This is a genomic window from Desulfuromusa ferrireducens, assembly GCF_055389805.1.
Genome location: NZ_AP042415.1, coordinates 1,050,186 through 1,073,869 on the forward strand (window position 1 = coordinate 1,050,186; position 23,684 = coordinate 1,073,869).

Sequence of the window (23,684 nt, forward strand, 5' to 3'; positions counted from 1 at the left end):
GCGTCTGCAAATGATTAGCGCCATCGTTCAATTCAGCTTGCCTGAACCTGTTTCGCTGGAGAAAGCACAAGAGCTCTTTTCCGGCTCGGCACCGAAATACCGTGGAGTCGCCGGACTGATCCGCAAATATTATCTGCTCTCGGAGGATGGCTGCACGGCTGGTGGGGTCTATTTATGGGAAAACAGGGCCGTCGCCGAACAGTTCTATAGCGATCAATGGAAAAACTTTATCCGCGAGCGCTACGACTGCGAACCCTCGATCAGTTATTTTGCCAGCCCGGTTATCGTCGACAATCAACTGGGGCAAATTCTTCGCAGCTAAGAACTAGACACTGTCACCCTCGCTCGCGACATATTGCCCTGTCCGACGATCCCGCGTATAGTAGCAGTCTATTATAATTGTTATCCATTTTGGGAGGTTGCTGTGTTTTCACGCAAATATCGTATCCACGCCATTTTAATTCTGTCTGTTCTGGCAATCATCATTGTCCCGCAAATTACCAATAAACCGGATCAGCTCAAAACCGATGCCGCAATTTTCGCCGCAACAGAATTTTTACAGCTGGTTGATGCCGGTCGCTACGCTGACAGCTGGAAGATCTCCGCAGCGTTTCTGCAGGAAAAAGTGATCCTTAAAGACTGGGAAGAAAAACTGACCAAGATTCGCACGACCTTCGGCCCGCTGGTGCAGCGCGATCTCGAAGATGTCAGTTTCACCGCACCCGCCGAAGAACTTCCCGAGCAAGAATTTATCCTGCTCGAATACAGTTCCAAGTTTAATCTCAAGCAGATGAATGAACTGGTAACCGTTGTCCAGGATACCGATAACAGTTGGCGCGTGGTCGGTTACTTCATTCAATAACAGCGGAAGGAAGCGCGAAGTCTCAACCGCAGAGACTGGACGCAAACAACAGCGGATGTTCATGAAAAAAGAGTATGCATATTTGACAAAGATTAAAAGCTACTATAGTTTTAGTCACGATCAGACAGCGTAAACAACCCAAGCCGGTGCCCCTATGTCACAGCCCGAAGTCACAGAACAAACTACAGCAGTCGACCTGACACAGGATCTTCGCGGCGCCGACCTGATCGGGGCCGACCTGCGTGGAATCGATCTGGCTGGCCGTGATTTGTCGAACGCCCGCCTGTTTAAAGCCGACCTGCGCGGCGCCAATCTGCAGGAAGCCAATCTGGAAGGAGCGGAATTTTCGGCCGCCAATCTGGAAGGGGCGATCCTCGATGGCGCGCACTGCAAACGCGCCGGTTTTGGACACGCCAGACTGGCCGGCGCCAGCCTCTTCCGCGCCGATCTAGAAGAAGCCTCCCTGACCCAGGCCGATATGCAAGGTGCTAACCTGCACTGCGTCAACCTCAGCCATGCCCGTCTGCGCGAGGCAAACCTCTCTGGTGCAGACCTTTCGGAAGCGGATTTGCGTTATGCCGATTTGTCCTTGTCAATTGTTCGTAAAACTAATTTCAGTAACTCCGACCTGCGCCACGCGCGGCTGAGAATGATGCGCCATTTCAAAAATGCCACCTGGCTCGGAGTGGATATCCGCGATATCAATTTTGCCGGTGCCTACCTGATGCGCCGGGAAATCATCGATCAAAACTTCATCAAGGAATTTCGTTCTTACAATAGTATCTCGAAAACCCTCTACTACCCCTGGATGCTCTCCTGTGACTGTGGCCGCAGCATGTTCCGCTGGTGCTGCTGCATCGGCGTGCTGTTAAGCATATTCGCCTATTTTTACACCCTGGTCGGGATCGATTATGGCGACTACGTCACGGCCCTTTCGCCGCTCTATTTCAGCGTTGTCACCATGACCACGCTCGGATTCGGTGATGCGGTACCTAAAACCCTCGGTGGTCAGATCGTCACCATGCTTGAGGTATCGACCGGCTACATCATGCTCGGCGGGCTGCTATCGATTTTTTCCAATAAACTGGCTCGCCGCGGCGACTGACAGGAACAATACGATGCTTGGCTTCGGTAAAAAGAAAAAAAGCTCAGTCCCAGAAGACTTCGAGGTTCCCAGTTTCCCTGCGACAGTCCTCAACCTGCTGTCGAAATTACGCGATCCGGATATTTCCACCGACGAGTTGGCCAGTGATCTGGAAATCGACCCCGGCCTGCATGTCCGGGTTCTTAAAACAGTCAATTCAGCCGCCTTCGGCCTGTCGCATAAGGTCAGCAATATCCACCATGCGGTCAACCTGCTCGGTCGCGGACGCCTTGAGTCGCTGGTTCTTTCGGTGGCGACCAAGGATGGCCTATCCAAGAACAACAAAGCACCCTGGCTGAACATGTCGATATTCTGGGCGACGTCCGCGCGGCGGGCGGCGATTGCCCGTGGACTGGCCGCCGAACTGCATCCCAACGTGCAGGGCGATGTCTTTACCATCGGCCTGTTGCAGGATATCGGCGTGCCGATACTGGCCAATCGTGAAGGCAACCACTATCGGGATATCTACCTCGCCTGGCAGGATGATGATGAATTTGACCTGATCGAACAGGAAAAGCGTCACTTTGGTATTGATCATGCCACCCTCGGTGCACAAATGGCCAGGTTCTGGGGATTCCCCGATTCCCTGGTTGACGCTATCGGCCAACATCATCTGCAAGAGGATTCGGAACTCCCCCTGTCGGTAAAAATTGCTGCCCTGGTCAAGGGCCCGTCCAATGCTGATGACAGTAAAGTTCTGGTTGAAAAAGCCCAACGCCTGTTCGATGTCGATTCCCGCCTGACCGTCGAACTGATTGAGAACGTGCTGCACGAAAGCCAGGAATTAGCCGCCGCATTAAGCTGACCAAGCACTGCTGCGGTGCTCGTCAAAGGGGCTAAAGCAACCACTTCACTGCCCCTGCCTGCCTTACGGAAAATTGAGACTTGCGCTGACGATCTGTGTATAATTGCACGGATAAATTCTTCAAACACAGTGCACAATCAGGCCATTGGATCGATGACAGCAGACTCAACTCCCACAGCCAAAGAAGCATCCAACAGCCAGCCCGAATGTCCTGTCGGCAAAGACGATTGCGGCATCGTTGCTGAAATAGTCGAACTGCGCCAATCATTGGCAGAACTCTCCGAACTGGTACGTACCGACCCCCTGACCGGACTGGCCAACTTCCGCTACTTTAGTGCCGCACTGGGACAAGAGATTGAACGGACCCAGCGTAGCGGGCAACCAACCACCCTGATCATGCTCGATATCGACTTTTTCAAAAAGGTCAACGACCAGTGGGGCCACGAAATCGGCAACCAGGCACTGATCCATATCGCTAAGCTGATGCGCCAGACGGTCCGCAAGCTGGATATTCCCTGCCGTTATGGCGGCGAAGAGTTCGCCATGATTTTGCCAAACACCGACCTGCCAGCCAGTATTCCGGTTGCCGAACGATTGCGCCAAACGATTGCCGAAACACCGCTAGCGGTCGGTGCAGAGCAACTGCGCTTAACCGCCAGTCTGGGGATCGACACCTACCGGCTCGGCGAACAGGCAACGGCCGAAGAATTGGTGCAACGGGCTGATCATTATCTATACCTAGCCAAGCAAGAAGGTCGCAATCAGGTTCGTCACGCCACCCTGCCATCGGTCGAGCTGGTCAGCCGCGACGAAAAAGAAACCCTCTTCAACCTGTTCGGCAGCGGCGCCAGGAAAATCAAGAACGAGAAAGGAGCCGCCGAATGAGACAGCTGGTCACCATCTGCCTGCTGCTTTTTTGTTCGTTGCTTACGACAACCAGCGTTGCTGACCAGCAACGCTGACCAGCAACAGCCAGAAAGCAAACTAGCGATACTGACAGCGCTTGATTTTCTCGAACGGTGCGACGAGGAAAAGTACCCCGCCGGCTGGGAATTGACGGCCGAGGTATTTCGCCAACAAACAGACCAACAGGATTGGCAACAACAGATCGGTCATTTGCGCGGTCAATATGGAAAAATCCTCGGTCGCACCCTGGAACTTTCCAAGCCGATTGAAGACCAGCAAAACGAAGGGCAGGAGATGCTGTTTTTGATCTTCCGTTCCCGTTTTGAAAAAAGGTCGGCAGCTGAGCTACTGACCATGAGCAAAGAAAAAGCTCATCAGTGGCGGGTGGCCGGGTATTCCATTCAGTAACAGTCTCTATCAGGAGCCAGACATGCATATCGTTGTCCTTGATGGCCACACTCTCAATCCGGGCGATCTCGACTGGACCGTACTAAAAGAGTTAGGTACCTACAGCGTCCACCCCCGTACCAGCCAGGAAGAACTGCTCGAGCGCGCTGCCGGAGCCGAGATTATACTCACCAACAAGGTGTTGATTGATGCGGATACCATCAGCTCGCTAGCAGATCTGAAATACATCGGCGTCCTCGCCACCGGCTACAACGTCGTTGATCTCGAAGCCGCCCGACAGCGTGGCATTGTTGTCGCCAATATCCCCGGCTACAGCAGCGCTTCGGTCTGCCAGATGGTTTTCGCCCTGCTACTGGAAATGACGCAACAGGTCGGACACCACGACAAGATGGTGCATAAAGGGGCCTGGAGCGACTGTGTCGATTTCAGTTTCTTCGATCGCCCACTGCTGGAACTGGCCGGTAAAACCTTCGGCCTGGTTGGTTACGGGCAGATTGGCCAGCAGGTCGCTCGCGTCGCAGCCGCATTCGGCATGCAGGTGCTGGCGCACACGGCCAACCCGGATAAGTACAAGGATGATAAAGGGGTCCGCTTTGTTGATGTCGACACGCTTTTTTCCGATTGCGACATTATCAGCCTGAATTGCCCGCTGACGCCGGAAACCCGGCACCTGGTCAACACCGCCAGACTGGCCCGGATCAAACAAGGGGCTCTGCTGATCAACACCGGTCGCGGCGACCTGGTCGACGAAACCGCCGTCGCCGAAGCCCTGGCTGAAGATTACCTGGGCGGATTTGCCACCGATGTCCTTTCGACTGAACCGCCAAAAGCAGATAATCCGCTATTGAGTGCGCCGAACTGTTTTATCACCCCACACAATGCCTGGGCGACCAGTGAGGCACGCCAGCGGTTGCTGGATATCGCGCTGGCCAACATCGAAGCCTTTCAGAGTGGAACGCCGCAAAATCGGGTCGATTGATGGACTGGCAGGAACTTTTTGCCGACTTGAGCAAAAGCCGACAGCAGCTGGACCAACAGACAGAGAAGTTCTGTCGCGCGACAGAGCAGAACCGGGTCAATTGTTTCTGTGAAAAAGGTTGCTGTAACTGCTGCACCCTAGCGGTTAATTGTAGCTTTACCGAAGCGCTGGCTATCGCCAAAAGCTTGACCAACAAGCAACGCCAAACGCTGGAAGAAAACCTGCCGCTGCTGCGGAAAATCAGCCTGCAGGCCGAAGGGCTAAAACAGTTCCTGCGCCGGTTTCGTGACCAATTCGGCGGTTGTCCATTTCTCGCCAGCGAAGACGGTCATTGCGGTATCTACCCACAGCGCCCCTTCTCCTGTCGCGCCTTGATTTCCACCCGCAACAGCAGTTGGTGTGCGGTCGATTTTGCCAAACTGCACCCGCTGGAAAAAGAAGCCTTTCTCAGCAGCCTCGACCCCGAGGTGGTTGCCTTTCCCACCCACTATCTGGCCGCACCGCAAGAACTCGGTCTGGAGCTGGAATCCTTCGCTCTGGTGGCCATGCGCGAGACCTTCGGCGTTGCCTTGAGTGGCAATCTTATTTACTTGGCTTGGCTGGAACGGGAGCATCAACTCAGTGAGATAATTCCGCAGGGGTTTACCGCGACACGGGAATTCCTAGAGAGGAAACAGTTGGACCTACCTTTTTTGCTACAGTTGCAGGGAAGCTAAAGTCCAAGTCGCGGGGTTGCGCCCCCGCACGGCCCCTTCATTTCTTTGAGCGCCCAAAGAAACGAAGCAAAGAAAGGCGCCCGACCTCCTAGCCCGCCAAAAACCATGGCGGGTTCCCTTCGTTCCGTTGCGTTGTGCAGCTCAGAAAAAAACTCGCCTGGCGGCTCAGACAGTTTTTCTTCGAAACCCTGCACCGCTTCACTGCTCTGCGGCGGCGTCACACGGGGGTAATTGATTCTTCGGCCTGTGAACTATGCTGCCGCAAATATTCATACATCACCACCGACGACGCGACACTCACATTCAAACTCTGCACGCTGCCATATTGCGGAATACTCAAAGAACGGATCGCAGGATATTCGGCCGGGTCAAAACTGCAGCCGAACTCTTCGTGACCGAGGATAAAGGCGCTCTTTGCCGGCAGGTCACAATTGCAGAGACTCTCCTCGGCGTCCGGAGATAAACGATACAGCTGGTAGCCCTCGTCACTCAGCTGCTGGTGGCAGGCGGCAAAATCCCCATGGAAGAAGGCCGGCACTTTTCGGAACGAACCCTTGGCGGGAGAGGGATCAAAGGGGCCGATTGCGACAAGGTGCACTGCTGCAGCGCCAAAGGCCTCGGCGCTGCGGAAGATCTTGGGCACGTTAAAGCCGGGCTTGAGGTGATCGAGAACCAGCACAAACGGGTGCTCCCCCGGTTTAGCGAGAATGTTTTTCTGGCGTTCTTTCTGGTAACGAAGCAGCGTGTTGCGGGTACGTGAGCCAGCCATGATGATCTCCTGGAAAAGCAGGCGACAACCATAGCCGGTTGCCTGACTGTCGGCAAGGTTTTGCTTATCTTCTGGAATACGGCACAAAAAGGTGTAGATTGTTCTGGTGCGGATTTGCTGAAGGGGGAAAGGCAAGTTTCGGTAACGCCCTTTCTGACAGAAACTCTCCCAAGGTTCAATCTGTACGACCAACAAAATACTTTGCACCAATAGGCCTACAACAAATTAAGCGAACAAAACCGCGGCGGGAAAATATATCGACGAAATTGCGGCAGGTTGCGCCAGCGCCGGTTAACATGAATCGCAGGATCAATTTCATCAAAAAGCTAAAAACTTGATGGGGGACAAGGAATGAAAATCGTCGAAAATCACTGCCTAGGATGCAACAAACAAATATACAAAGCCTTTATCCAGAAAGACGAAAGCGTGTGGGTAGAAAAAGGCATGTTTAATAAAATCAGGCGCGTTTCCAGCGATAGATATTCTATCGTCTGCCCGCATTGCCTCGTCGAGCACGAAGCCGAATATGCCAAAGCTGAAGAGGATGGTACCAATTTAACCTTCAAAACCTGCTAACAGAAAACCTTTCCCGTAAGGCAAACGGACGATTAGCCTCAGTGCCCCCGTGCTACACGGCAGATACGCGCTAGAATGTAAGGGTGAATAACTTCTCCGGCAAAAGGAGAACACCGATGAGCGATCTAAGCAGCAAACCCTGCGAAGTCTGTCGCCACGGCGCCAGTCCGGCAACGGCAGACGAAATCAAGCAATTCATGTCACAGCTCCCGGACTGGGATATCATCGATATCGAGGGTGTGCCACGTTTAATCCGCAGCATCACCTTTAAATCCTTCAAACAAGCGCTGACCTTTACCAACCAGGTCGGCACCATCGCCGAGGCTGAACAGCACCATCCCGCCATCCTTACCGAATGGGGCAAGGTGACAATCAGTTGGTGGACGCACAAAATCGGTGGCCTGCACCGTAACGACTTCATCATGGCTGCGAAAACCGATAGGCTGCTGGCCGAGGGGTAACCGAGCATGTTGCCCCTTTTGGCCGCCGAGCTAATTGTTTTGTTCCACTTCACCTTTATCCTCTTTGTGCTGTGTGGAGGCTTGCTGGTGCTGCGCTGGCGGGGATGTCTCTGGCTGCACCTGCCGGCGTTCTTTTGGGGAGCACTGGTCGAATTCAGCGGCCGGATCTGCATACTGACACCACTGGAAAACCGGCTGCGCATTTTGGCCGGAGAAAACGGTTACAGTGGTGGTTTTATCGAGCACTACCTGCTGCCAATTATCTATCCGGTGGAATTAACTGCAGAGATGCGGTTCGTCTTTGGAACAGTGGTGATTATGGTTAATCTGATTTTGTACGCGATCATTTTCGTCCGCCGAAAAAAAATAGCACCCTGACCAAGCTTGCATCCTCTCTTCCCCTTTCTATACTTAACAGACTGAAACCTTTTAGCATTTACTCAATTTTATGGGCCCTAAACATTGATGCCAGCAATGCCAACCCGTTCCATTTCGCAACGCATCCTACAGATGCTCGGTGTTGCTGCGGCCTACTTCCTGTTAACCCACCTGCTGCAGCCATTAAGTGTCCCACCGGGCTTGGCCAGCATCGTCAATCCTGCTGCCGGGATCGCCCTGTGCAGCCTGCTGTTGTTCGGCAGCAGGGTCTGGCCGGGGATCTTCATTGGTGCCTTTGTCGCCACCGGCTGGACGCTCTTTTCCGGCACGCTGGAAATTTCTCCCGCTGCGGCATTGCTGCTCTGTTGTGGCATCGCGACTGGAGCCTGTCTGCAAGCGCAGTTTGGTGCTGTTTTGATCCGCAAGAACATCGGCTTCCCGACCCCGCCAGAACGGATTGATGACGTCACCAAATCGATGCTCATCGGTGGCCCGCTGAGCTGTCTGCACAACGCCAGTATTGGCCTGCTCTGCCTGAAACTGACCAGCCTGCTGCCAGCCGGGCAGGAGGTCAGCAGCTGGCTCAATTGGTGGGTCGGCGACAGTCTCGGTGTCCTGCTGATCTTTCCACTGGTTGCTGTCTGGCAAATTGATTCGCCGAAAAATCCGTTGCGCATCCGGCTGAGCGTTATCCTGCCGATGTTCATCATCATTTTAATCAGCGGGCTGGTCTTCTTTCAGATCCACGCCGACCAGCGGCAACGCAGTCAACTTCAATTTGAAAGTCGCACCGATCACCTCAGCCTGGCACTCAATGAAGCCAAGCAGACTTTCCTCGATGACCTTTACGCCATCGAAGGATTGTTTATGGCCAGTCAGCAGGTTGATCGCAACGAGTTTCGGCAGTTTGTCAGCGGCAGCTTTCCACGCCATCCGGGAGTTCAAGCCCTCGAATGGATTCCCCGCGTAGCGGCGGCGGAAAAGGAACGCTATCAGCAACAGGCTCGCGCCGACGGCTTTGCCAACTTCCAGATTTTCGAAAAAGACGCCAGCGGCCAGAGTATCCCAGTGGCGCAGCGCAGTGAATATTTTCCGGTCTATTACCTCGAGCCTTATCAGGGCAACCAAGCCGCCCTGGGTTTCGATCTGGGATCGAACGAGGCGCGCCGGCATCCCCTTGAACTGGCGCGGGACAACGGGTACCCAGTCGCCAGCCCTCGCATCAAACTGGTTCAGGAGGCTGACGAAAGCTTCGGCGTGTTGATTTTCCTGCCGGTTTATCAGCAGGGACAAACCATCTCCTCGGTCGTGCAACGCCAGCAACATCTTAAGGGCTACGCCTTGGGGGTGTTTCGCATCGAGACCATGGTGACGACCGCTTGGCAGAACTTCGATCTGCGGGATGTCCATTTTCGGCTGCTCGATATCTCTGCCCCCGCAGAATCTCAGCTGCTGTTCAGCAATATTCCGGACGCTAACAGCGCTGCGATAGGGCTCAGCAATACAACCAGGGGCCTCGCTACGACAATCAGCGCCAAGGCTAATCTCGATTTTGCCGGCCGCCATTGGCGACTTGAATTTACTCCAACCGACAAATTCTTGCGCGGCATCGACTATTGGGAAGCCCGAAGACCGCTGCTCGGGGGACTGCTGATTGCCAGTATTCTCGGTGCCTTTATCCTGATTATCGTCGGCCGCTCGGCGATGATCACCCAGATCGTCAAAGAGCGTACCGAAGATCTGACCGCGGCAAACAGCGAATTGGCCAAATGGGTTGAAGAGCGGCGCAAAATGGTCGACGCACTGCAGGAGAGTGAAGCCAAGGCCCGCACCATTGTTGAAACGGCCGTCGATGCCATTATCTGCATCGATGAACGTGGCCTGGTGCAATCCTTCAACAGCGCGGCGGAACGGATTTTCGGTTACAGCGCCGCCGAGGTGATCGGCCAAAACATCAACCTGCTGCAACCGGAGCCCTTCCACAGCGAGCATGACGGCTATCTGCGCCACTATCTTGAATCAGGACAAAAAAAAATTATAGGTAAAGGGCGTGAGGTGACCGGTCGCCGCAAGGATGGCAGTCAGTTTCCTATCGATCTGGCCGTCAGCGAGGTGCACCTCGAAAGCAAACGGCTGTTTACTGGTATCATTCGCGATATTACCGACCGCAAACTGGTCGAACAGGAGCTGCTTACGGCTAAAGATCAAGCCGAGGCCGCCAGCCAGGCCAAGAGTGACTTTCTGGCCAGTATGAGCCACGAAATACGCACGCCGATGAATGCCATCATCGGCATGGCGGAGCTGCTTGACGAGACCCAACTGACCGTCGAACAACGTGAATATGTGCAGGTTTTTCAATCGGCGGGAGAAAATTTGCTCAGCCTGATAAACGACATTCTCGACATCAGTAAGCTGGAAGCGGGGCACCTGGAGCTGGAGATGATCGACTTCGACCTGCGCGAGGTGATGGAGAAAACCTGCGAAATCCTCGCCTTGCGGGCGCATAAAAAAGGCTTGGAGCTGGCCTGTCACTTGCCTCCAGGAACCCCCGAGCGACTGCAGGGCGATCCGCTGCGCTTGCGCCAGGTGCTGGTTAACCTGATCGGTAACGCGATCAAATTTACCGATCAGGGGGATGTCACCCTTGAGGTCCGCGCGGTGCAACCAACGACGCTGGAACAACCACTTAAACTGCTGTTCAGCGTCAGTGACACCGGCATCGGCATTCCAGCCGACCAACAACAAGCAATTTTCGAACGTTTTACCCAGGTCGACGCCTCGACCACCCGGCAGTATGGCGGCACGGGTCTGGGGCTGAATATCTCCAAACGGATTGTCGAAGCGTTCGGCGGTAAACTTTGGGTCGAAAGCCAGCCGGGACAGGGCAGTACTTTCTTTTTCAGCTGTCACTTTGATTTAGCCCAGACTGACGCGCTACCAGAAGTTGGTGTTGATCTTAGCGATCTGCGTGTGTTGCTGATCGATGACTGTGCCACCAATCGGCTGGTGCTGCGCGAAACCCTGTCAAGTTGGGGGGCGCTGGTCGCCGAGGCGGAAAATGGCCCCCTTGGCCTGGAGCAAATGCTACAGGCCAAAACCGAGCAAAAACCCTTTGAATTGGTGCTGCTCGATTGCCGCATGCCAAAAATGGACGGTTTCGAAGTCGCCGAAAAAATCCAGCAAAGCAGCACTCTTGCCGGAACGACCCTGATGATGCTGACCTCGGACAACCGGGCCGGAGATATCGCTCACGCCAAACAGCTGGGGTTGGCCGACTATATGGTCAAACCGATCAAACGCAAAGACCTGCAGCAGGCCATCACCCGCGCGCTGCAGCCGAGCCAACCAGTTGCACAAACAACTGCAGTCCCTGCGGAGGCGACCAGCGCTCACCGCTCGTTGAAAATTCTATTGGTCGATGATTCCGAAGACAACCGACTGCTGGTGACCTCCTTTCTGAAAAAGCTTCCCTATCAGATTGAGTTGGCGGAAAATGGCGAAATCGCCGTAAACAAGTTTCGCGCTGGAGGCTATGATCTGGTGTTGATGGACATGCAGATGCCGATCAAGGATGGTTACACTGCCAGTCGCGAGATCCGCCTCTGGGAACAACAACAAGGCCGCGCCGAAACCCCGATCATCGCCCTGACTGCTTTTGCCCAGCAGGCCGATACGCAAAAAAGTCTCGATGCCGGTTGTCATGCTCACCTGACCAAACCGATAAAAAAAGCCGTGTTGTTGGAGGTGATTGACCGTTTCAGTCGCAAACCGTGAAAATCCCCCCAAAGAAGAGGCAAGAACATGGAACAACACCCGGCACAGACAAATAAAATTATCATCCAGGTCGATGCCGACCTGGAAGACTTGATCCCCGGCTTTCTAGAGCGCCGCCAGCAGGATCTGCTGACCCTTGGCGCGGCGCTGGAAAACAACGATTTTGTCCAGATCAGCCAGTTGGCCCATACCCTGAAGGGGGTCGGCGGCGGCTATGGTTTTGACGCCATCACCTGCATCAGCCAGCAGCTGCAGCAGGCGGCCGAAAAGCGAGCGGCAAAAGAGATTGAAAGCAAACTGGAAGAGCTGTCCGATTATCTGGAGCGGATTGAAGTGGTCTACGTTGCAACCTAACGACCGAAGGATCATGACGACGTGCGCATACTGATTGCAGAAGACGATCTCGATTCCCGACTGCTGCTGCAGCGGATCCTGGAAAAGGACAACTTCCAGGTGACCTGTGCCGAAGACGGCGAGCAGGCCTGGGAAATTTTCCAGCAGCAGGAATTCTGTCTGGTGCTCACCGACTGGCAGATGCCGAACATGGGCGGGCTGGAACTGATCGAAAAAATCTGTGCCACCGTCAAGGGGCGTTACGTCTATCTGATTCTGGTCACCGCGCGGGATGCCAAGGCCGATCTGGTCCAAGCGATGGATGCCGGGGCCAACGATTATGTCACCAAACCGTATGACAAAAATGAATTGTTGGCGCGAGTTCGCGCTGGCATGCGGATTATCGAGCTGGAGCAGAGCCTGCAGGAAAAAAACCAGCTGCTGCGCAGTGAGCAGGAGAACTCCGAACGCTTACTGCTGAGCATCTTCCCCCAAGCGATTGCCGACCAACTGAAAAAATCACCCGGGGTGATCGCCGACAGCTTTGCCGATGCCTCGGTGCTGTTTGCCGACATCAACAACTTTGCCAGCCTGGCCGCGAGGATGTCCCCGATTGAAATCGTTGAACTTCTCAATCAGCTGTTCTGTCGCTTTGACCGTCTGGCCGATAGCTTCGGCCTGGAAAAGATCAAAACCATTGGCGATTCGTATATGGTCGCCGGCGGAATCCTCGAACCACGCCCGGACCACGCCGCCGCCGTCGCCTCCATGGCGTTGGCGATGCAACAGGAGATCGTCGACCTCTACCGACACGCCAATGAGCCGTTGCAACTGCGAATCGGTATCGACAGCGGTCCGGTGATTGCCGGAGTAATCGGCAGCGCTCGCTTGGCCTATGATCTTTGGGGAGAAACGGTACAGAATGCCGAGCAATTGAAAAACTTCGGCCTGCCCGGTTCAATCCAGACCAGCGCCGCCAGCTTTGCCCTGCTGCGGGACAGCTTTATCCTTGAAGAGCGGGGGGCATTCTATCTGCCGGGCAGTGGCGAAATCACCACCTATCTGCTGACCGGAACTCAGGAGTCGCCATGAACAGGGTCGCCAGCTGGGGAAACAGCACCCTGACGATCTGGTACGAACTGCGCTACCTCGCGGCCATGCTCTGGGCGATTTTTTCGGTCTCGTCCCGCCGCCAAACCTGGGTACGGACAGTCCGCGCCGAACTGGTCCAGCAAATCTATTCCACCGGGGTACAGGCGACCCGCTTCGTGCTCTACGTTTCTATCGCCGTCGGCGTCTCAGTGGTCGCGCAATCGCTGGTCTGGATGCATAAAATCGGCCAGCCCAAGCTGCTCGGGCCGCTGCTGGTCACGATCCTGATTCGTGAGGCGGTCCCGGTGCTGACCAACTTGCTGGCGATCGGCCGCAACGGTACGACAATGACTGCCGAGCTGGGACAAATGACCATCTCAGGCGAAGTCAGGGTCCTCGACTCTCAGGGGCTCGACCCCTTTGTTTATCTGGTTTTGCCACGGGTTCTGGGACTTTGCGTTGCGGTCTTTTGTCTCAACCTGTTTTTTCTCGCCGGTTCTTTTACCAGTGGGTACCTGTTCAGTACCCTGTTAACGCCGAACATCAGCGATCCGGCCACCTTTATCCAAAGCATTCATGACTCGATCGACGCTCTCGATCTGGTCAATTTTCTGGTCAAAAGTCTGCTGCCGGCCCTGTTCACCGGGATTATCTGCTGTAGCGAAGGGCTAAGAATCAGCGGTTCGACAGCCAATATCCCTGCCGCGACTAAACGCGCCCTGGCCAACTCGGTACGCGCGTTGTTTTTGACCTCTTCACTAGTCTCTTTGCTAACCTATATTTAAACAAGGATTTCGGATGACGACTGCAACCCAGCGCAGAGAGACCTTCATGCCGATGCCGCAACAACCGCCAAGGCTGAGCCTGCACGCTGTTTCGACCGATCCGGATCCCAACTACGACGTCCCGCTCTGGGGAATCAATTTCAGCCTGCAGCCGGGAGAACTCCTGCTGCTCCGCTTGGAACGCGGCCACCTGCACACGCCACTGGCCGATCTGCTGCTGGGCTTAATCGATCCCCGCCACGGACAGGTTTGCTTCAATGGCCAAGACTGGCGGCAGCGTTCTGCAGCGCAGGCGGCAAGCCAACGCGGTCGCTGTGGTCGGGTCTTTGCCGGACAGAACTGGTATTCCGCCCTTTCCGTCAGTGCCAACATCTGCCTGGCGCAGCAACATCACAGCCTGCGCTCGCTTAACGAGATTGAAGCTGAGGCGGCGGCACTGGCGCTTTTTTTCGGTCTGCCTGGATTGCCCCTCGGCTCGCCGAGCAAAACCCGCAGCGAGGATCTTGACCGCGCCGCGCTGATCCGAGCCTTTTGCGGCCAGCCGGAGCTGATGATTCTGGAACAACCGACGCAAAACCTTTATCCAGAAATCATGCCGCCACTGCTCAATGCGCTGCGCAGCGCGCGCAAAAAAGGAACGACGATTATCTGGACCACCGGTGCGGCAGAAATTTGGAATGAGCCGGCGATTAACGCCAGTCAGCGCGGCACGATGTTCGGCTCGCGCATGCAATTAAGTCGCAAGGAGGGCTGATGTACAGAGGTCGAAAACTGCGCTACGTCAATGAAATAACAGGCAGTTTTGTCATCGTCAGCCTGTTGCTGGCATTGACGGGACTGTTCTTTATCGCCGGGGCCCAACGTTGGTTTTCCCCGGAAAAGAAATTGCTGATTTTACTGCCAACAGAAGGAGCGCACGGCTTACGCGAGGAGGCCGATGTCGAAATCCTCGGTACCATTGCCGGGCAGGTGCAGCAAATCTACATCAACCCGGAAAGACGGATGATTGCCGAACTGCGCCTCGACCCCGATTTTTATCCCTTTGTCCGCAGTGACTCGAAGGTGGTTATCCGCCACTCAATCAGTTTGGTCGGTGGTCAATTTATCGAGATCAGTCGCGGCAAGGGCACGGAACTACCGATCGACACACCGGTCCTTATCGCCAGCGCCGAAAAAGATCTGAAAACCGTGGTGACCGAAATTCTCGCCAGCGTCGAAAGTGCCACCCTGCCAACCCTGCAGGAGTACACCAAGCTCGCCGCCGAATTACGGGATCCAGCAGGGTCGGTACAAACCCTGCTGGCCAAAGCGAACCGCATTGCCAGCAACCTGGAACAGGGCAGCGGGACCCTGCCAATGTTGCTCAACGATCAAACCTTGGCCAAGGAGATCCTCGGCACTGTGGCCAGACTTGATGCTGCGCTGGATCAATTACAGAACGTTCTACAAACGGCAAATGTGACCGGCGATAAACTGGGCAAGGCGGCTGATGATTTGGGCGAACACCTGCAACCATTGCCAGAGTTGATGGAACAGACCGGTTCGATATTGAGTGACCTGCAGCAAGCCAGCAGTCAGTTACCGGCAATAGCTCAGGAGGTCGGTGACGAACTGACGGCCCTGCCGGGACTTTTGCTGCAGACAAAAAACACCCTGAGCGAGATCGAACGGCTGACTCTTGGCCTGCAACGACATTGGCTGGTGCGTGATTATGTAGAACCGCAGCAGCGCCCCGGTAAAATCCCCAGCGCACAGATCGGCGCAGAAAGACCGCAGCCATGAACCGGCAATTGCAATTATTCCTCTTCTGCTGTTGTACCCTGCTGCTTAGCCTGTTGCTCAGCGCTTGCGCTGGAACACCCATCACTGAACCACTAAGCAAAAAAAACGACCAGCAATGGCTCGACAATATGCAATCCGGACGCGATGCTTTTGATCTTGGCCAATTCCGCCTGGCCAGCAGTTTGTTCGCCCGCGCCCTGGAACGGGGTCGACTGATGGATCGGACTGAAGATATCTCCGATGCGGCCTTCAATCTGGCCGCCACGCAGATGCAACTGGACGATTTTACCGCAGCCGACCGCTCGCTGCAGGAAGCCAAGAACGAAAACCGCCGTTCGGGGGGAAGTCTGGATGAAATCCTGCTGCTGGAGGCCAGGCTTGCCTGGCTGCAAAACGATATAACCCGCGCGCGCAGCATCACGAGCCAACTGCTCCAGTCTTCAACCACCGGGCAACAGCTGCGTCGACAAATCCAACTATTGAACGGGCTACTCGCCTGTGAAGCGGGGGATCTGTTGCTAGCAGAGCAGGAACTGGCCAAGACCGCTTCGCTGTCTACCAGCGACAGTCAGCCCGCCATTGCCGCCAGCCGAGCAGGGCTGCAGGGCTGCATCGCTCTGTTGCAGGAGCAACCGCTTGAAGCCGCCGCTGCCTTCGATCAACAAAGTTTATTGCAGCAACAGGCGCATCAATATCGGCAGATGGTTGCTGCTCTGCACAAGGCTGGGACAGCCTATCTGGCGGCAGAAAATCAGCAAATGGCTGCCGATCGGTTGTTCCGGGCTGCGCGGAGTGCTTTTAGTCAGAAACGGTTGGTCATGGGAAAAATGCTGTTGGAAAAAGCGGATTCTGCAGCAAACAGTGCTAACGACCAACTGTTGCTGGAGAGTATTGAGCGGTTGCGCCTGTCTCTTGGTGATATTTAGCGATTTCAATCAACGTCAAGGTCGCGGGGTTGCGGCCCCGCTCGACGCCTTCATTTCTTTGTACGCTCAAAGAAACGAAGCAAAGAAATGCGCCCGAACTCCTTGCCCGCCAAAAACATGGCGGGTTCCCTCCGTTTCGCTGCGCTGTGCAGCTCAGAAAAAAACTCGCCTGACGGCTCAAACAGTTTTTCTTCGAAACCCTGCACCGCTTCACTGCTCTTCGGCGGCGTCATACGGGGTGGTGGGGTCAGCGGATTGCTAAATTTTTCTTTTCCTCCCCTTTGCTTCCGCCGGAGTGGAGCAGATTTTTCAGGAGGTTTGCCGCGAGGTTAAGCGCAGCGCATGGGAGCGGCCCTGAAATATCTGCGGAACGCAGGTTCCCGCGCAGCGGGCGGAAACAATGGGGTCGTTTTCTTTTGGTTCTGTTTTCTTTGTCGACACAAAGAAAATGAACCCGGCTGGCGGGCCGGGACCCGCCGGTTTTCGCCTTTAACTCCAACAAAAAAAGGCCCCCCATCTGGAAGGCCTTTTCAATTTATCGATAAAAACTATTACTCGCCGAAATAACGCTTCAGCATCCCGGCAAAAGCCGAACCATGACGGGCTTCGTCTTTACACATTTCATGAACGGTATCATGAATAGCATCGAGATTAAGCTGCTTAGCCTTGGTGGCCAGATCCTTCTTTCCCTGACAAGCACCATGCTCAGCGGCAATCCGCGCCTTGAGGTTTTCCTTGGTATCGGCAACCAGCACATCACCGAGCAGTTCAGCGAACTTGGCAGCATGCTCAGCTTCTTCCCAAGCGATCCGCTTGTAGGCTTCGCCGATCTCCGGGTAACCTTCGCGCTCAGCCTGACGGCTCATAGCCAGGTACATACCGACTTCGGTGCACTCGCCGGTGAAATTCATCTTTAGACCTTCGATGATCTCTGGATCAATGTCCTTGGCAACACCAATGCGGTGCTCATCAGCCCACTGCAGACCGGCAGAAGCATCCTGCTCAACAAACTTGGCGGCTGGCGCCTTACACTGTGGGCAGAACTCCGGTGCGCAATCTCCCTCGTGAACATAGCCACAAATAGTACAAACAAATTTTTTCATTGGTTCCTCTCCTTGGTTTATCAGTTTATTTGTTACCAAATCGGTAAAGATTATACAGAACTGGTTTGCCCTGTCAAGTCAACATTTTGATCTGGATCATTGTGTACAGTTTGCATTCACAGTAGGATACTGCACAAACGCTCAATCAACAACTTTGCAGGTCAATTTTTATGTTCTCTGTTGGACTCATTTATCTGCTGCTGATCGGCAGTTGCTACCTGGTTTTATTCAGCCTCGATCGGCAGAAAAGTCAGCAATCGCTCAAGATTGGCGGGCAGTCGCTACTAAAACTATTGCCCTTGCTGGTCGCTGTTTTCGGTCTGGTCGGCCTGTTTCAGGAATTTTTGCCGCCGCAACTGGTCAGTCGCTGGCTGGGTGAATCGAGCGGCATACAGGCGCTGCTGATCGCTACCGCAGCCGGGGCGGTCGCCATCGGTCCACCGCTGGCTGCCTATCCTCTGGCTGGCTCACTGCTGGACGCCGGTGCCTGGCCACCGGCGATTGCCGCCTTTATCCTCAGTTGGATCTCCGTCGGCATCATCACCCTGCCGTTCGAAGCCCAAACCTTCGGCATTCGTTTTGCGCTGCTGCGTAACGGCACTGGCTTTCTCGCCGCCATGCTCTGCGGCCTGCTGCTCGGGGTGCTGCTATGATCCGCACCCTGCTGCGCAGCCAATGGTTGTTACTGCTGACCATCGCTCTTTATCTTTGGGCCTTCGTCGTTGCCCCGGAGCGCGCTGCAAATGCCTTCTCTATAGGGGCCAATACCTTTGTCTCGGTGCTGTTGCTGATCACTGCCGTCTTCGGCCTGGTCGGCCTGCTGCAGGTCTGGATAAGTCGCGAACTTATCGTCCGCCTGCTCGGTCGCGAAGGAGGCGTCAAGGGGCTGTTGATCGCGGCGCTCTGCGGAACGGTACTGATCGGACCGGCCTACATTATCTTTCCGCTGTTGATGAGCATCCAGAAACAGGGCGCACGCTGGGCAGTGGTCACCATCGTCCTGACCAGTTACGCGGTCAAACTGCAGATGATCCCCATCGAAGTCGGCTTTCTTGGCTGGCCCTTCTCCCTCGGTCGCGCGGCGGTCACCATTGCGCTGGCGGTTCCGACCGGTCTCCTGGTTGAGGCGCTGATGGAAGGTAGAGGGGGAAAACTCTGAGCAAAGATTGTTGTTTCGAACAAGGTGGCATGATGGATTTTACTTCTTCGTTTCCAGCCGCCCTCTGCCTAAACGAATTACCCGCACACTCTGCATTGAGGCCGACAAAAGAGCTCACCGATTCGGTTCAATGTGGCGCGCTAAAGATCTTCCGCTGGACTTGACTTCCGGCCGTTTCACAGTACTAATTTAAGACCCACCCACAAGCTGCAATTCACTGTTTATTCCCCTGCCACTTTCACCAGACGGCCTTTGGGATAATGCTGTCAGGGACAAGTTCCGATAAAGGAGAATATCCATGGAATTACTACAGGAAATCGTCAAACAGTTAGGAGTTTCGGAAGAGCAGGCCAAAGGTGGTGCCGGGATGATTTTTAATCTCGCCAAGGATAAACTTGGTCCTGATGAATTCGGCCGGGTTGCTGAATTGATTCCGGAAATGGATGACGTGCTGTCCGCGGCACCGAAGCCGGGCGGAGTGGCCAGCGCGATCGGCGGCATTGCCTCCGCATTTGGTCACAAGGCCGGTCATTTGGGAGACATGGCCGGGTTGATCAGTGGCTTCAAATCTCTCGACCTTGATTCTGGCATGGCGGCTAAATTCATTCCCATCGTCCTTTCCTTTGTCAAAGGCAAGGGCGGGGATGGTCTCGGCACCTTGCTGGAAGACGTCCTGAAATAAAGACTTCAGGGTCGGGATTCCCGTTAGCGACGGAAAATCCCGACCCTGAGCGAACATTTCCCTAAAGATTACAGCAATTTTTCCGCTGCTGGCTTTGCAGACTGCGCTAATTCAGCTAGAATGCCGGTTTACTTCTCTCGTGCGGATAATTCATGGATCAGACAGCAGCGACACAGACCTCTCTCTATGCCCCTCGTCCCTGCCGCTTACTGGCAGTCAGCGCGCTGACTCCACAGGAAAAGCTGTTCAGCTTACAGCTGAGTGATGGCAGCAAGCTGAATCATCAACCTGGCCAGTTTGTTCAGGTCTCGATTGCGGGGCTAACTGAAGCGCCGATCTCGCTTGCTAGTGCACCCAGCGGCGCTGGCGAGTTCGAACTGGGGGTGCGTAAGGCCGGGACTCTGACCAGCGCCTTGCACCAACTGCAGCCGGGCGCGCAAATCGGTATCCGCGGCCCCTTCGGCCGACCGTTCCAACTTGACGCCCTGTCTGGCAAACAGTTGCTGCTGATCGCCGGTGGTTGCGGTCTGGCGCCGCTGCGTTCGTTGATCCAGCATTGTTATCGCCAGCGTGACGATTTCGATTCCGTGCATATCCTTTACGGTGCCCGCTCTCCGCAAGACCTGATGTTTCGCGACGAACTGCCTGGCTGGCACCTGAGTGACCAATTCAGTTGTCGCTATACGGTTGATAACAATCCGGCAGACTCCTGCTTCGACGGTGAAACCGGGCTGATCACCAACCTGCTGAGCGACATTCAAATCGAGGCGAATAACTGTTGCGCCGTGGTGGTCGGGCCGCCTGCAATGTACCGACCGGTGATCGGGCAGCTGCGAAAAATGGGATTGTCCGGTCCGCAACAGATTATGTTGTCGCTGGAACGACAGATGCGCTGCGGCGTTGGCAAGTGCGGCCATTGCAGTATCGAGCACCTGACCTGCTGCTGCGATGGACCGATCTTCTGGCTGGAAGAGATCGAACATTTACGCGGGGCGTTATGACAGCGACCCTGACCACCTGCCCCTACTGCGGCACCGGCTGTAATTTTTACTTGCTCAGTGATGGCAAGGGACGGCTAACCGGAGTCGAGCCGGCCGGCAATCACCCGACCAGTCGCGGGCAACTCTGCATCAAAGGCTGGAACGCCCATGCGTTTGTTAATCACCCCGACCGCCTGCAAACGCCACAGATCCAGAAAGACGGGGCCATGCAGTCAAGCGACTGGCAGACGGCTCTTGACCTGGTGCATGATAATTTGCGCGGGATTGCTGATAAGTATGGTCCTAACAGCTTGATGTTCCTCTCTTCGGCCAAGGTCAGCAACGAAGAAAATTACCTGTTGATGAAACTGGCGCGTGCCGGCTACGGCACCAATAACATCGACCATTGCGCGCGCCTCTGCCATTCTTCGACCGTGACCGGACTAGTCGAAACCCTTGGCTCGGGGGCGATGACCAACAGCTTGAGTTGCTTTAACGAAACCGAGCTGATCTTCGTCATCGGCTCCAATACCACCGAGCAGCACCCCCTGATCGGCAGCCGGATTCTGCAGGCGGTACAACGTGGCGCCAAATTGATCGTCGCCGATAGTCGTAAAATCCGCCTCTCTCGCCACGCCGACTTGCACCTGCGCCAGCAAAACGGCAGTGACGTGGCGCTCCTGAATGGAATGATGCGGCAAATCCTCCAGGACGGCTTGGAGGATAGCGCCTTTATCGCCGAACGAACGGAAAATTTTGCCGACCTGCAACAATCGCTGCAGCCGTTCGCCCCTGACCATGTGTCGAAAATAACCGGTTTGCTGCCAAATCAGATCGTCGAAGCGGCACGATTGTTCGCCAAAGCGGAAAAAGCGATGATCGTCTACGCGATGGGCATCACCCAGCACAGCCACGGTGTCGATAACGTGCGGGCGGTGTCCAATCTGGCGCTGCTGACGGGCAATCTCGGTCTCCCCGGCACCGGCGTCAATCCGCTGCGCGGGCAAAACAATGTCCAAGGGGCATGTGATATGGGAGCATTGCCAGATGTCTACACCGGCTACCAGAAGGTGGCGGACCCGACGGCCCGGCAGAAATTCTCCGCTGCCTGGGGGGTGGCGTTACCGGAAACAGCGGGGCTGATGTCGACCCATGCGATTGAAGCGGCAGCCGAAGGCAAAATACGCGGTATGCTGATCCTCGGTGAAAACCCGATGCTCTCCGACGCCAACCAGACACTGGTCAAAAAAGCCTTGCAGCAGCTCGACTTCCTCGCCGTGATCGATATTTTTTCGACCGAAACCGCACAGTTGGCCGATGTGATTCTACCGGCAGCCTGTTACGCCGAACGCAATGGCAGCTTCACCTCAACAGAAAGACGGGTGCAACGCGGCCGCAAAGCGGTTGAGCCGCCAGCCGAAGCGAGAGCCGACTGGCAGATTCTTGCAGCGTTGTCGCAACGCTGCGGGTTAAAAAGCGACTATTCCAGCCCGGACCAGATCATGACCGAAATCGCCGCTCTCACCCCCAGCTACGGCGGCATCAGTTATGAGCGCTTGGAAGGGAACGGTTTGCAATGGCCCTGTCCGGATAACGAGCACCCCGGCACCCCGATCCTCCATCGCCAGCAATGCACCCGGGGCAAAGGGCGCTTCAGCCCGGTCGACTATCGACCCTCAATGGAACTGCCTGATGCCGAATATCCCTTTTTTCTCAATACTGGTCGCAGCTATTTTCACTGGCACACCGGCAGTATGACCCGCCGCAGCCACCTGCTAGATCGGGAAGAGCGCGGCGCTTATGTCGAAATCAACCCTGAAGATGCGATAAAGCACCATATTTCTGGTCGACAGCAGATCAGTATCAGTAGCCGCCGCGGAACGATCAGCTGTGCCGCTCAATTAACCAGCAAGGTTCCGCCGGGACAGGTCTTCATCCCCTTCCATTTTGCCGAAGGGGCGGCCAACGCCTTAACCAACAACACCCTTGATCCTGAATCGGGAATCCCCGAATTCAAGGTTTGTGCGGTTAGGATTGAGCCGTGCTGAAACGCTTGAAGCAAATCGATCTGAAAAAGCTGCTGGAAGAGATCGCCGCAGAATTTCGGCTCCAAGTCCCGCAACTCCTCCCTGACGGTAGCCGGCAGTTAGCTGCCTACGGCAGTGGACAGCTGTCCCTTTGCGGGGCACGGATTCAGCGCAAACCAACGGCGTTCTTTTTCCCCCAAACCGAGCCGCTGTTAACCATTTCCGCCAATGGCTCGTGTCAACTGCCAACGGCTGCGGACAGCCCCTTGGCGCTGTTCGGACTGGACCGGGCCGATCTGGCCGGGATTGCTTTTCTCGATCGCTTTTTTTCCACAGCACCGGCCGACGACGTCTATCTGCGCCGGCGCAACGATGCGCTGCTAATCGGCCTGACCGGTGCGGCCGGTGAAAACCATAATTATCTGCCGTTGGCTGATGGACACTGCGATTTCGAACTGGTCGCTGAAAAAGACGGCTGGCTGGCTGTCGGCTATTCACCGCAAGGGAAAAGGCTGCTGGACAATCTCCCTGCGGCAGACAGCGCGCAACTTGTTACCTTGCGTAAGTTGTGTGAAGGTGGCAGCGGAACGACAGAACTCCTGCAACAGGCCAGTCGGCTGTTACGTGACGATTTGGTGCCTGATGAATTCTGGAAGGAAATCGCTGACCGCTGCATCCTCTGCAGTGGCTGCAATCTCGTCTGTCCGACCTGCAGCTGCTTTTGTGTCCAGGACCGTCAATCCGATGGAATAACCGAACGCAGCCGGGTCTGGGATTCCTGCCAGCTGGATGCCTTTATGCGGGAAGCCAGCGGCCATAATCCCCTCGGCACCGAAGCCCTGCGCACCCGGCGGCGGATTCATCACAAACTTGCGGCGGATGTTGAACGCTGGGGAGAACTCGGCTGTGTTGCCTGTGGCCGCTGTGATCGAGCCTGTCCGACCGGGATCGGGATATTTGCCATCGCTGAGGAAATAGTAAAACGTTTTTCGCAGACAACCTGATCGCAGGGCGCAGGGTGGCAAACGTTAACGGTT

26 protein-coding genes are annotated in these 23,684 nt (G+C 55.3%); 24 read left to right on the plus strand and 2 right to left on the minus strand.

The window, feature by feature from the left end; translation table 11 throughout:
- Window positions 1-10 precede the first annotated feature (10 nt).
- The 8 genes from ACZ5PT_RS04735 to ACZ5PT_RS04770 all read left to right on the plus strand — a co-directional run bounded on the left by ACZ5PT_RS04735 (window position 11) and on the right by ACZ5PT_RS04770 (window position 5,820).
- Entirely contained in the window at window positions 11-322 is a 312-nt protein-coding gene (locus ACZ5PT_RS04735) for a monooxygenase (RefSeq protein ID WP_464265659.1), read from the plus strand.
- Between the two features lie 102 nt (window positions 323-424).
- Window positions 425-862, plus strand: a complete 438-nt coding sequence (locus tag ACZ5PT_RS04740) for a DUF4019 domain-containing protein (protein ID WP_464265660.1) — start codon at window positions 425-427, stop codon at window positions 860-862.
- A 154-nt stretch (window positions 863-1,016) separates the two neighbouring features.
- Complete coding sequence (locus ACZ5PT_RS04745) at window positions 1,017-1,967, plus strand: pentapeptide repeat-containing protein (RefSeq protein WP_464265661.1); 951 nt, start codon at window positions 1,017-1,019, stop codon at window positions 1,965-1,967.
- Between the two features lie 13 nt (window positions 1,968-1,980).
- On the plus strand, window positions 1,981-2,811 hold the full coding sequence (locus ACZ5PT_RS04750; RefSeq protein WP_464265662.1) for an HDOD domain-containing protein: 831 nt from the start codon (window positions 1,981-1,983) through the stop codon (window positions 2,809-2,811).
- A 153-nt stretch (window positions 2,812-2,964) separates the two neighbouring features.
- Complete coding sequence (locus ACZ5PT_RS04755) at window positions 2,965-3,696, plus strand: GGDEF domain-containing protein (protein WP_464265663.1); 732 nt, start codon at window positions 2,965-2,967, stop codon at window positions 3,694-3,696.
- Between the two features lie 57 nt (window positions 3,697-3,753).
- Window positions 3,754-4,125, plus strand: coding sequence for a DUF4019 domain-containing protein (locus tag ACZ5PT_RS04760; RefSeq protein ID WP_464265664.1), 372 nt, complete (start codon window positions 3,754-3,756; stop codon window positions 4,123-4,125).
- A 22-nt stretch (window positions 4,126-4,147) separates the two neighbouring features.
- Window positions 4,148-5,104, plus strand: a complete 957-nt coding sequence (locus ACZ5PT_RS04765; RefSeq protein WP_464265665.1) for a D-2-hydroxyacid dehydrogenase — start codon at window positions 4,148-4,150, stop codon at window positions 5,102-5,104.
- Window positions 5,104-5,820, plus strand: a complete 717-nt coding sequence (locus tag ACZ5PT_RS04770; RefSeq protein WP_464265666.1) for a YkgJ family cysteine cluster protein — start codon at window positions 5,104-5,106, stop codon at window positions 5,818-5,820. The genes ACZ5PT_RS04765 and ACZ5PT_RS04770 overlap by 1 nt, the downstream gene beginning before the upstream one ends.
- 217 nt (window positions 5,821-6,037) lie before the next feature.
- Here the strand turns inward: ACZ5PT_RS04770 and ACZ5PT_RS04775 are convergent, their stop codons facing one another.
- Window positions 6,038-6,796, minus strand: coding sequence for a TrmH family RNA methyltransferase (locus ACZ5PT_RS04775; protein ID WP_464265667.1), 759 nt, complete (start codon window positions 6,794-6,796; stop codon window positions 6,038-6,040).
- Between the two features lie 144 nt (window positions 6,797-6,940).
- On the opposite strand from ACZ5PT_RS04775, the gene ACZ5PT_RS04780 reads away from it, so the two are divergent.
- The 10 genes from ACZ5PT_RS04780 to ACZ5PT_RS04825 all read left to right on the plus strand — a co-directional run bounded on the left by ACZ5PT_RS04780 (window position 6,941) and on the right by ACZ5PT_RS04825 (window position 16,696).
- Window positions 6,941-7,165 carry a hypothetical protein gene (locus tag ACZ5PT_RS04780; protein WP_464265668.1) on the plus strand — a complete coding sequence of 75 codons (225 nt, stop codon included), beginning with the start codon at window positions 6,941-6,943 and terminating at the stop codon, window positions 7,163-7,165.
- A 116-nt stretch (window positions 7,166-7,281) separates the two neighbouring features.
- Complete coding sequence (locus tag ACZ5PT_RS04785) at window positions 7,282-7,626, plus strand: 4a-hydroxytetrahydrobiopterin dehydratase (RefSeq protein ID WP_464265669.1); 345 nt, start codon at window positions 7,282-7,284, stop codon at window positions 7,624-7,626.
- A 6-nt stretch (window positions 7,627-7,632) separates the two neighbouring features.
- Complete coding sequence (locus ACZ5PT_RS04790; protein ID WP_464265670.1) at window positions 7,633-8,004, plus strand: DUF2784 domain-containing protein; 372 nt, start codon at window positions 7,633-7,635, stop codon at window positions 8,002-8,004.
- Window positions 8,005-8,091: 87 nt separating this feature from the next.
- Window positions 8,092-11,778: a CHASE domain-containing protein gene (locus ACZ5PT_RS04795; RefSeq protein WP_464265671.1), complete on the plus strand. Its 3,687-nt coding sequence runs from the start codon at window positions 8,092-8,094 to the stop codon at window positions 11,776-11,778.
- Window positions 11,779-11,805: 27 nt separating this feature from the next.
- A complete protein-coding gene (locus ACZ5PT_RS04800; protein WP_464265672.1) occupies window positions 11,806-12,132 on the plus strand; it encodes an Hpt domain-containing protein in 327 nt (108 codons plus the stop codon).
- Window positions 12,133-12,153: 21 nt separating this feature from the next.
- Window positions 12,154-13,203 (plus strand): adenylate/guanylate cyclase domain-containing protein, encoded by a 1,050-nt coding sequence (locus tag ACZ5PT_RS04805; RefSeq protein ID WP_464265673.1) that lies wholly within the window; start codon window positions 12,154-12,156, stop codon window positions 13,201-13,203.
- Window positions 13,200-13,988 carry an ABC transporter permease gene (locus ACZ5PT_RS04810; RefSeq protein WP_464265674.1) on the plus strand — a complete coding sequence of 263 codons (789 nt, stop codon included), beginning with the start codon at window positions 13,200-13,202 and terminating at the stop codon, window positions 13,986-13,988. The genes ACZ5PT_RS04805 and ACZ5PT_RS04810 overlap by 4 nt, the downstream gene beginning before the upstream one ends.
- Window positions 13,989-14,001: 13 nt before the next feature.
- Window positions 14,002-14,742: an ATP-binding cassette domain-containing protein gene (locus ACZ5PT_RS04815; protein WP_464265675.1), complete on the plus strand. Its 741-nt coding sequence runs from the start codon at window positions 14,002-14,004 to the stop codon at window positions 14,740-14,742.
- Complete coding sequence (locus ACZ5PT_RS04820; RefSeq protein WP_464265676.1) at window positions 14,742-15,770, plus strand: MlaD family protein; 1,029 nt, start codon at window positions 14,742-14,744, stop codon at window positions 15,768-15,770. Before ACZ5PT_RS04815 ends, ACZ5PT_RS04820 begins: the two co-directional genes overlap by 1 nt.
- On the plus strand, window positions 15,767-16,696 hold the full coding sequence (locus ACZ5PT_RS04825) for a hypothetical protein (protein ID WP_464265677.1): 930 nt from the start codon (window positions 15,767-15,769) through the stop codon (window positions 16,694-16,696). The genes ACZ5PT_RS04820 and ACZ5PT_RS04825 overlap by 4 nt, the downstream gene beginning before the upstream one ends.
- A gap of 551 nt (window positions 16,697-17,247) precedes the next feature.
- On the opposite strand, the gene ACZ5PT_RS04830 is transcribed toward ACZ5PT_RS04825, so the two are convergent.
- Window positions 17,248-17,799, minus strand: a complete 552-nt coding sequence (locus ACZ5PT_RS04830; protein WP_464265678.1) for an NADH peroxidase — start codon at window positions 17,797-17,799, stop codon at window positions 17,248-17,250.
- 170 nt (window positions 17,800-17,969) lie between these two features.
- Between ACZ5PT_RS04830 and ACZ5PT_RS04835 the strand changes: the two genes are divergently transcribed.
- From ACZ5PT_RS04835 to ACZ5PT_RS04860, 6 genes are all read left to right on the plus strand, one after another.
- A complete protein-coding gene (locus tag ACZ5PT_RS04835; protein ID WP_464265679.1) occupies window positions 17,970-18,452 on the plus strand; it encodes a permease in 483 nt (160 codons plus the stop codon).
- Window positions 18,449-18,958, plus strand: coding sequence for a permease (locus ACZ5PT_RS04840; protein ID WP_464265680.1), 510 nt, complete (start codon window positions 18,449-18,451; stop codon window positions 18,956-18,958). The genes ACZ5PT_RS04835 and ACZ5PT_RS04840 overlap by 4 nt, the downstream gene beginning before the upstream one ends.
- A gap of 298 nt (window positions 18,959-19,256) precedes the next feature.
- The gene (locus ACZ5PT_RS04845; RefSeq protein ID WP_464265681.1) at window positions 19,257-19,640 is read left to right on the plus strand and encodes a DUF2780 domain-containing protein; all 384 of its coding nucleotides are present in this window, start codon (window positions 19,257-19,259) and stop codon (window positions 19,638-19,640) included.
- Window positions 19,641-19,792: 152 nt separating this feature from the next.
- A complete protein-coding gene (locus tag ACZ5PT_RS04850; protein WP_464265682.1) occupies window positions 19,793-20,641 on the plus strand; it encodes an FAD/NAD(P)-binding protein in 849 nt (282 codons plus the stop codon).
- Window positions 20,638-22,668: a formate dehydrogenase subunit alpha gene (gene fdhF, locus ACZ5PT_RS04855; protein WP_464265683.1), complete on the plus strand. Its 2,031-nt coding sequence runs from the start codon at window positions 20,638-20,640 to the stop codon at window positions 22,666-22,668. Before ACZ5PT_RS04850 ends, fdhF begins: the two co-directional genes overlap by 4 nt.
- A complete protein-coding gene (locus ACZ5PT_RS04860; RefSeq protein WP_464265684.1) occupies window positions 22,662-23,651 on the plus strand; it encodes a 4Fe-4S dicluster domain-containing protein in 990 nt (329 codons plus the stop codon). Before fdhF ends, ACZ5PT_RS04860 begins: the two co-directional genes overlap by 7 nt.
- Window positions 23,652-23,684 lie beyond the last annotated feature (33 nt).

Excerpts from the sequence above, each read along its gene's own strand:
- ACZ5PT_RS04800 (WP_464265672.1), top strand. The coding sequence starts at position 11,806 with ATGGAACAACACCCGGCACAGACAAATAAAATTATCATCCAGGTCGAT.
- ACZ5PT_RS04765 (WP_464265665.1), top strand. The coding sequence starts at position 4,148 with ATGCATATCGTTGTCCTTGATGGCCACACTCTCAATCCGGGCGATCTC.
- ACZ5PT_RS04790 (WP_464265670.1), top strand. The coding sequence starts at position 7,633 with ATGTTGCCCCTTTTGGCCGCCGAGCTAATTGTTTTGTTCCACTTCACC.
- ACZ5PT_RS04825 (WP_464265677.1), top strand. The coding sequence starts at position 15,767 with ATGAACCGGCAATTGCAATTATTCCTCTTCTGCTGTTGTACCCTGCTG.
- ACZ5PT_RS04755 (WP_464265663.1), top strand. The coding sequence starts at position 2,965 with ATGACAGCAGACTCAACTCCCACAGCCAAAGAAGCATCCAACAGCCAG.
- ACZ5PT_RS04780 (WP_464265668.1), top strand. The coding sequence starts at position 6,941 with ATGAAAATCGTCGAAAATCACTGCCTAGGATGCAACAAACAAATATAC.
- ACZ5PT_RS04735 (WP_464265659.1), top strand. The coding sequence starts at position 11 with ATGATTAGCGCCATCGTTCAATTCAGCTTGCCTGAACCTGTTTCGCTG.
- ACZ5PT_RS04750 (WP_464265662.1), top strand. The coding sequence starts at position 1,981 with ATGCTTGGCTTCGGTAAAAAGAAAAAAAGCTCAGTCCCAGAAGACTTC.
- ACZ5PT_RS04745 (WP_464265661.1), top strand. The coding sequence starts at position 1,017 with ATGTCACAGCCCGAAGTCACAGAACAAACTACAGCAGTCGACCTGACA.
- ACZ5PT_RS04820 (WP_464265676.1), top strand. The coding sequence starts at position 14,742 with ATGTACAGAGGTCGAAAACTGCGCTACGTCAATGAAATAACAGGCAGT.
- ACZ5PT_RS04840 (WP_464265680.1), top strand. The coding sequence starts at position 18,449 with ATGATCCGCACCCTGCTGCGCAGCCAATGGTTGTTACTGCTGACCATC.
- ACZ5PT_RS04815 (WP_464265675.1), top strand. The coding sequence starts at position 14,002 with ATGACGACTGCAACCCAGCGCAGAGAGACCTTCATGCCGATGCCGCAA.
- ACZ5PT_RS04810 (WP_464265674.1), top strand. The coding sequence starts at position 13,200 with ATGAACAGGGTCGCCAGCTGGGGAAACAGCACCCTGACGATCTGGTAC.
- ACZ5PT_RS04785 (WP_464265669.1), top strand. The coding sequence starts at position 7,282 with ATGAGCGATCTAAGCAGCAAACCCTGCGAAGTCTGTCGCCACGGCGCC.
- ACZ5PT_RS04850 (WP_464265682.1), top strand. The coding sequence starts at position 19,793 with ATGGATCAGACAGCAGCGACACAGACCTCTCTCTATGCCCCTCGTCCC.
- ACZ5PT_RS04845 (WP_464265681.1), top strand. The coding sequence starts at position 19,257 with ATGGAATTACTACAGGAAATCGTCAAACAGTTAGGAGTTTCGGAAGAG.
- ACZ5PT_RS04795 (WP_464265671.1), top strand. The coding sequence starts at position 8,092 with ATGCCAGCAATGCCAACCCGTTCCATTTCGCAACGCATCCTACAGATG.
- ACZ5PT_RS04770 (WP_464265666.1), top strand. The coding sequence starts at position 5,104 with ATGGACTGGCAGGAACTTTTTGCCGACTTGAGCAAAAGCCGACAGCAG.
- fdhF (WP_464265683.1), top strand. The coding sequence starts at position 20,638 with ATGACAGCGACCCTGACCACCTGCCCCTACTGCGGCACCGGCTGTAAT.
- ACZ5PT_RS04830 (WP_464265678.1), bottom strand. The coding sequence starts at position 17,799 with ATGAAAAAATTTGTTTGTACTATTTGTGGCTATGTTCACGAGGGAGAT.
- ACZ5PT_RS04835 (WP_464265679.1), top strand. The coding sequence starts at position 17,970 with ATGTTCTCTGTTGGACTCATTTATCTGCTGCTGATCGGCAGTTGCTAC.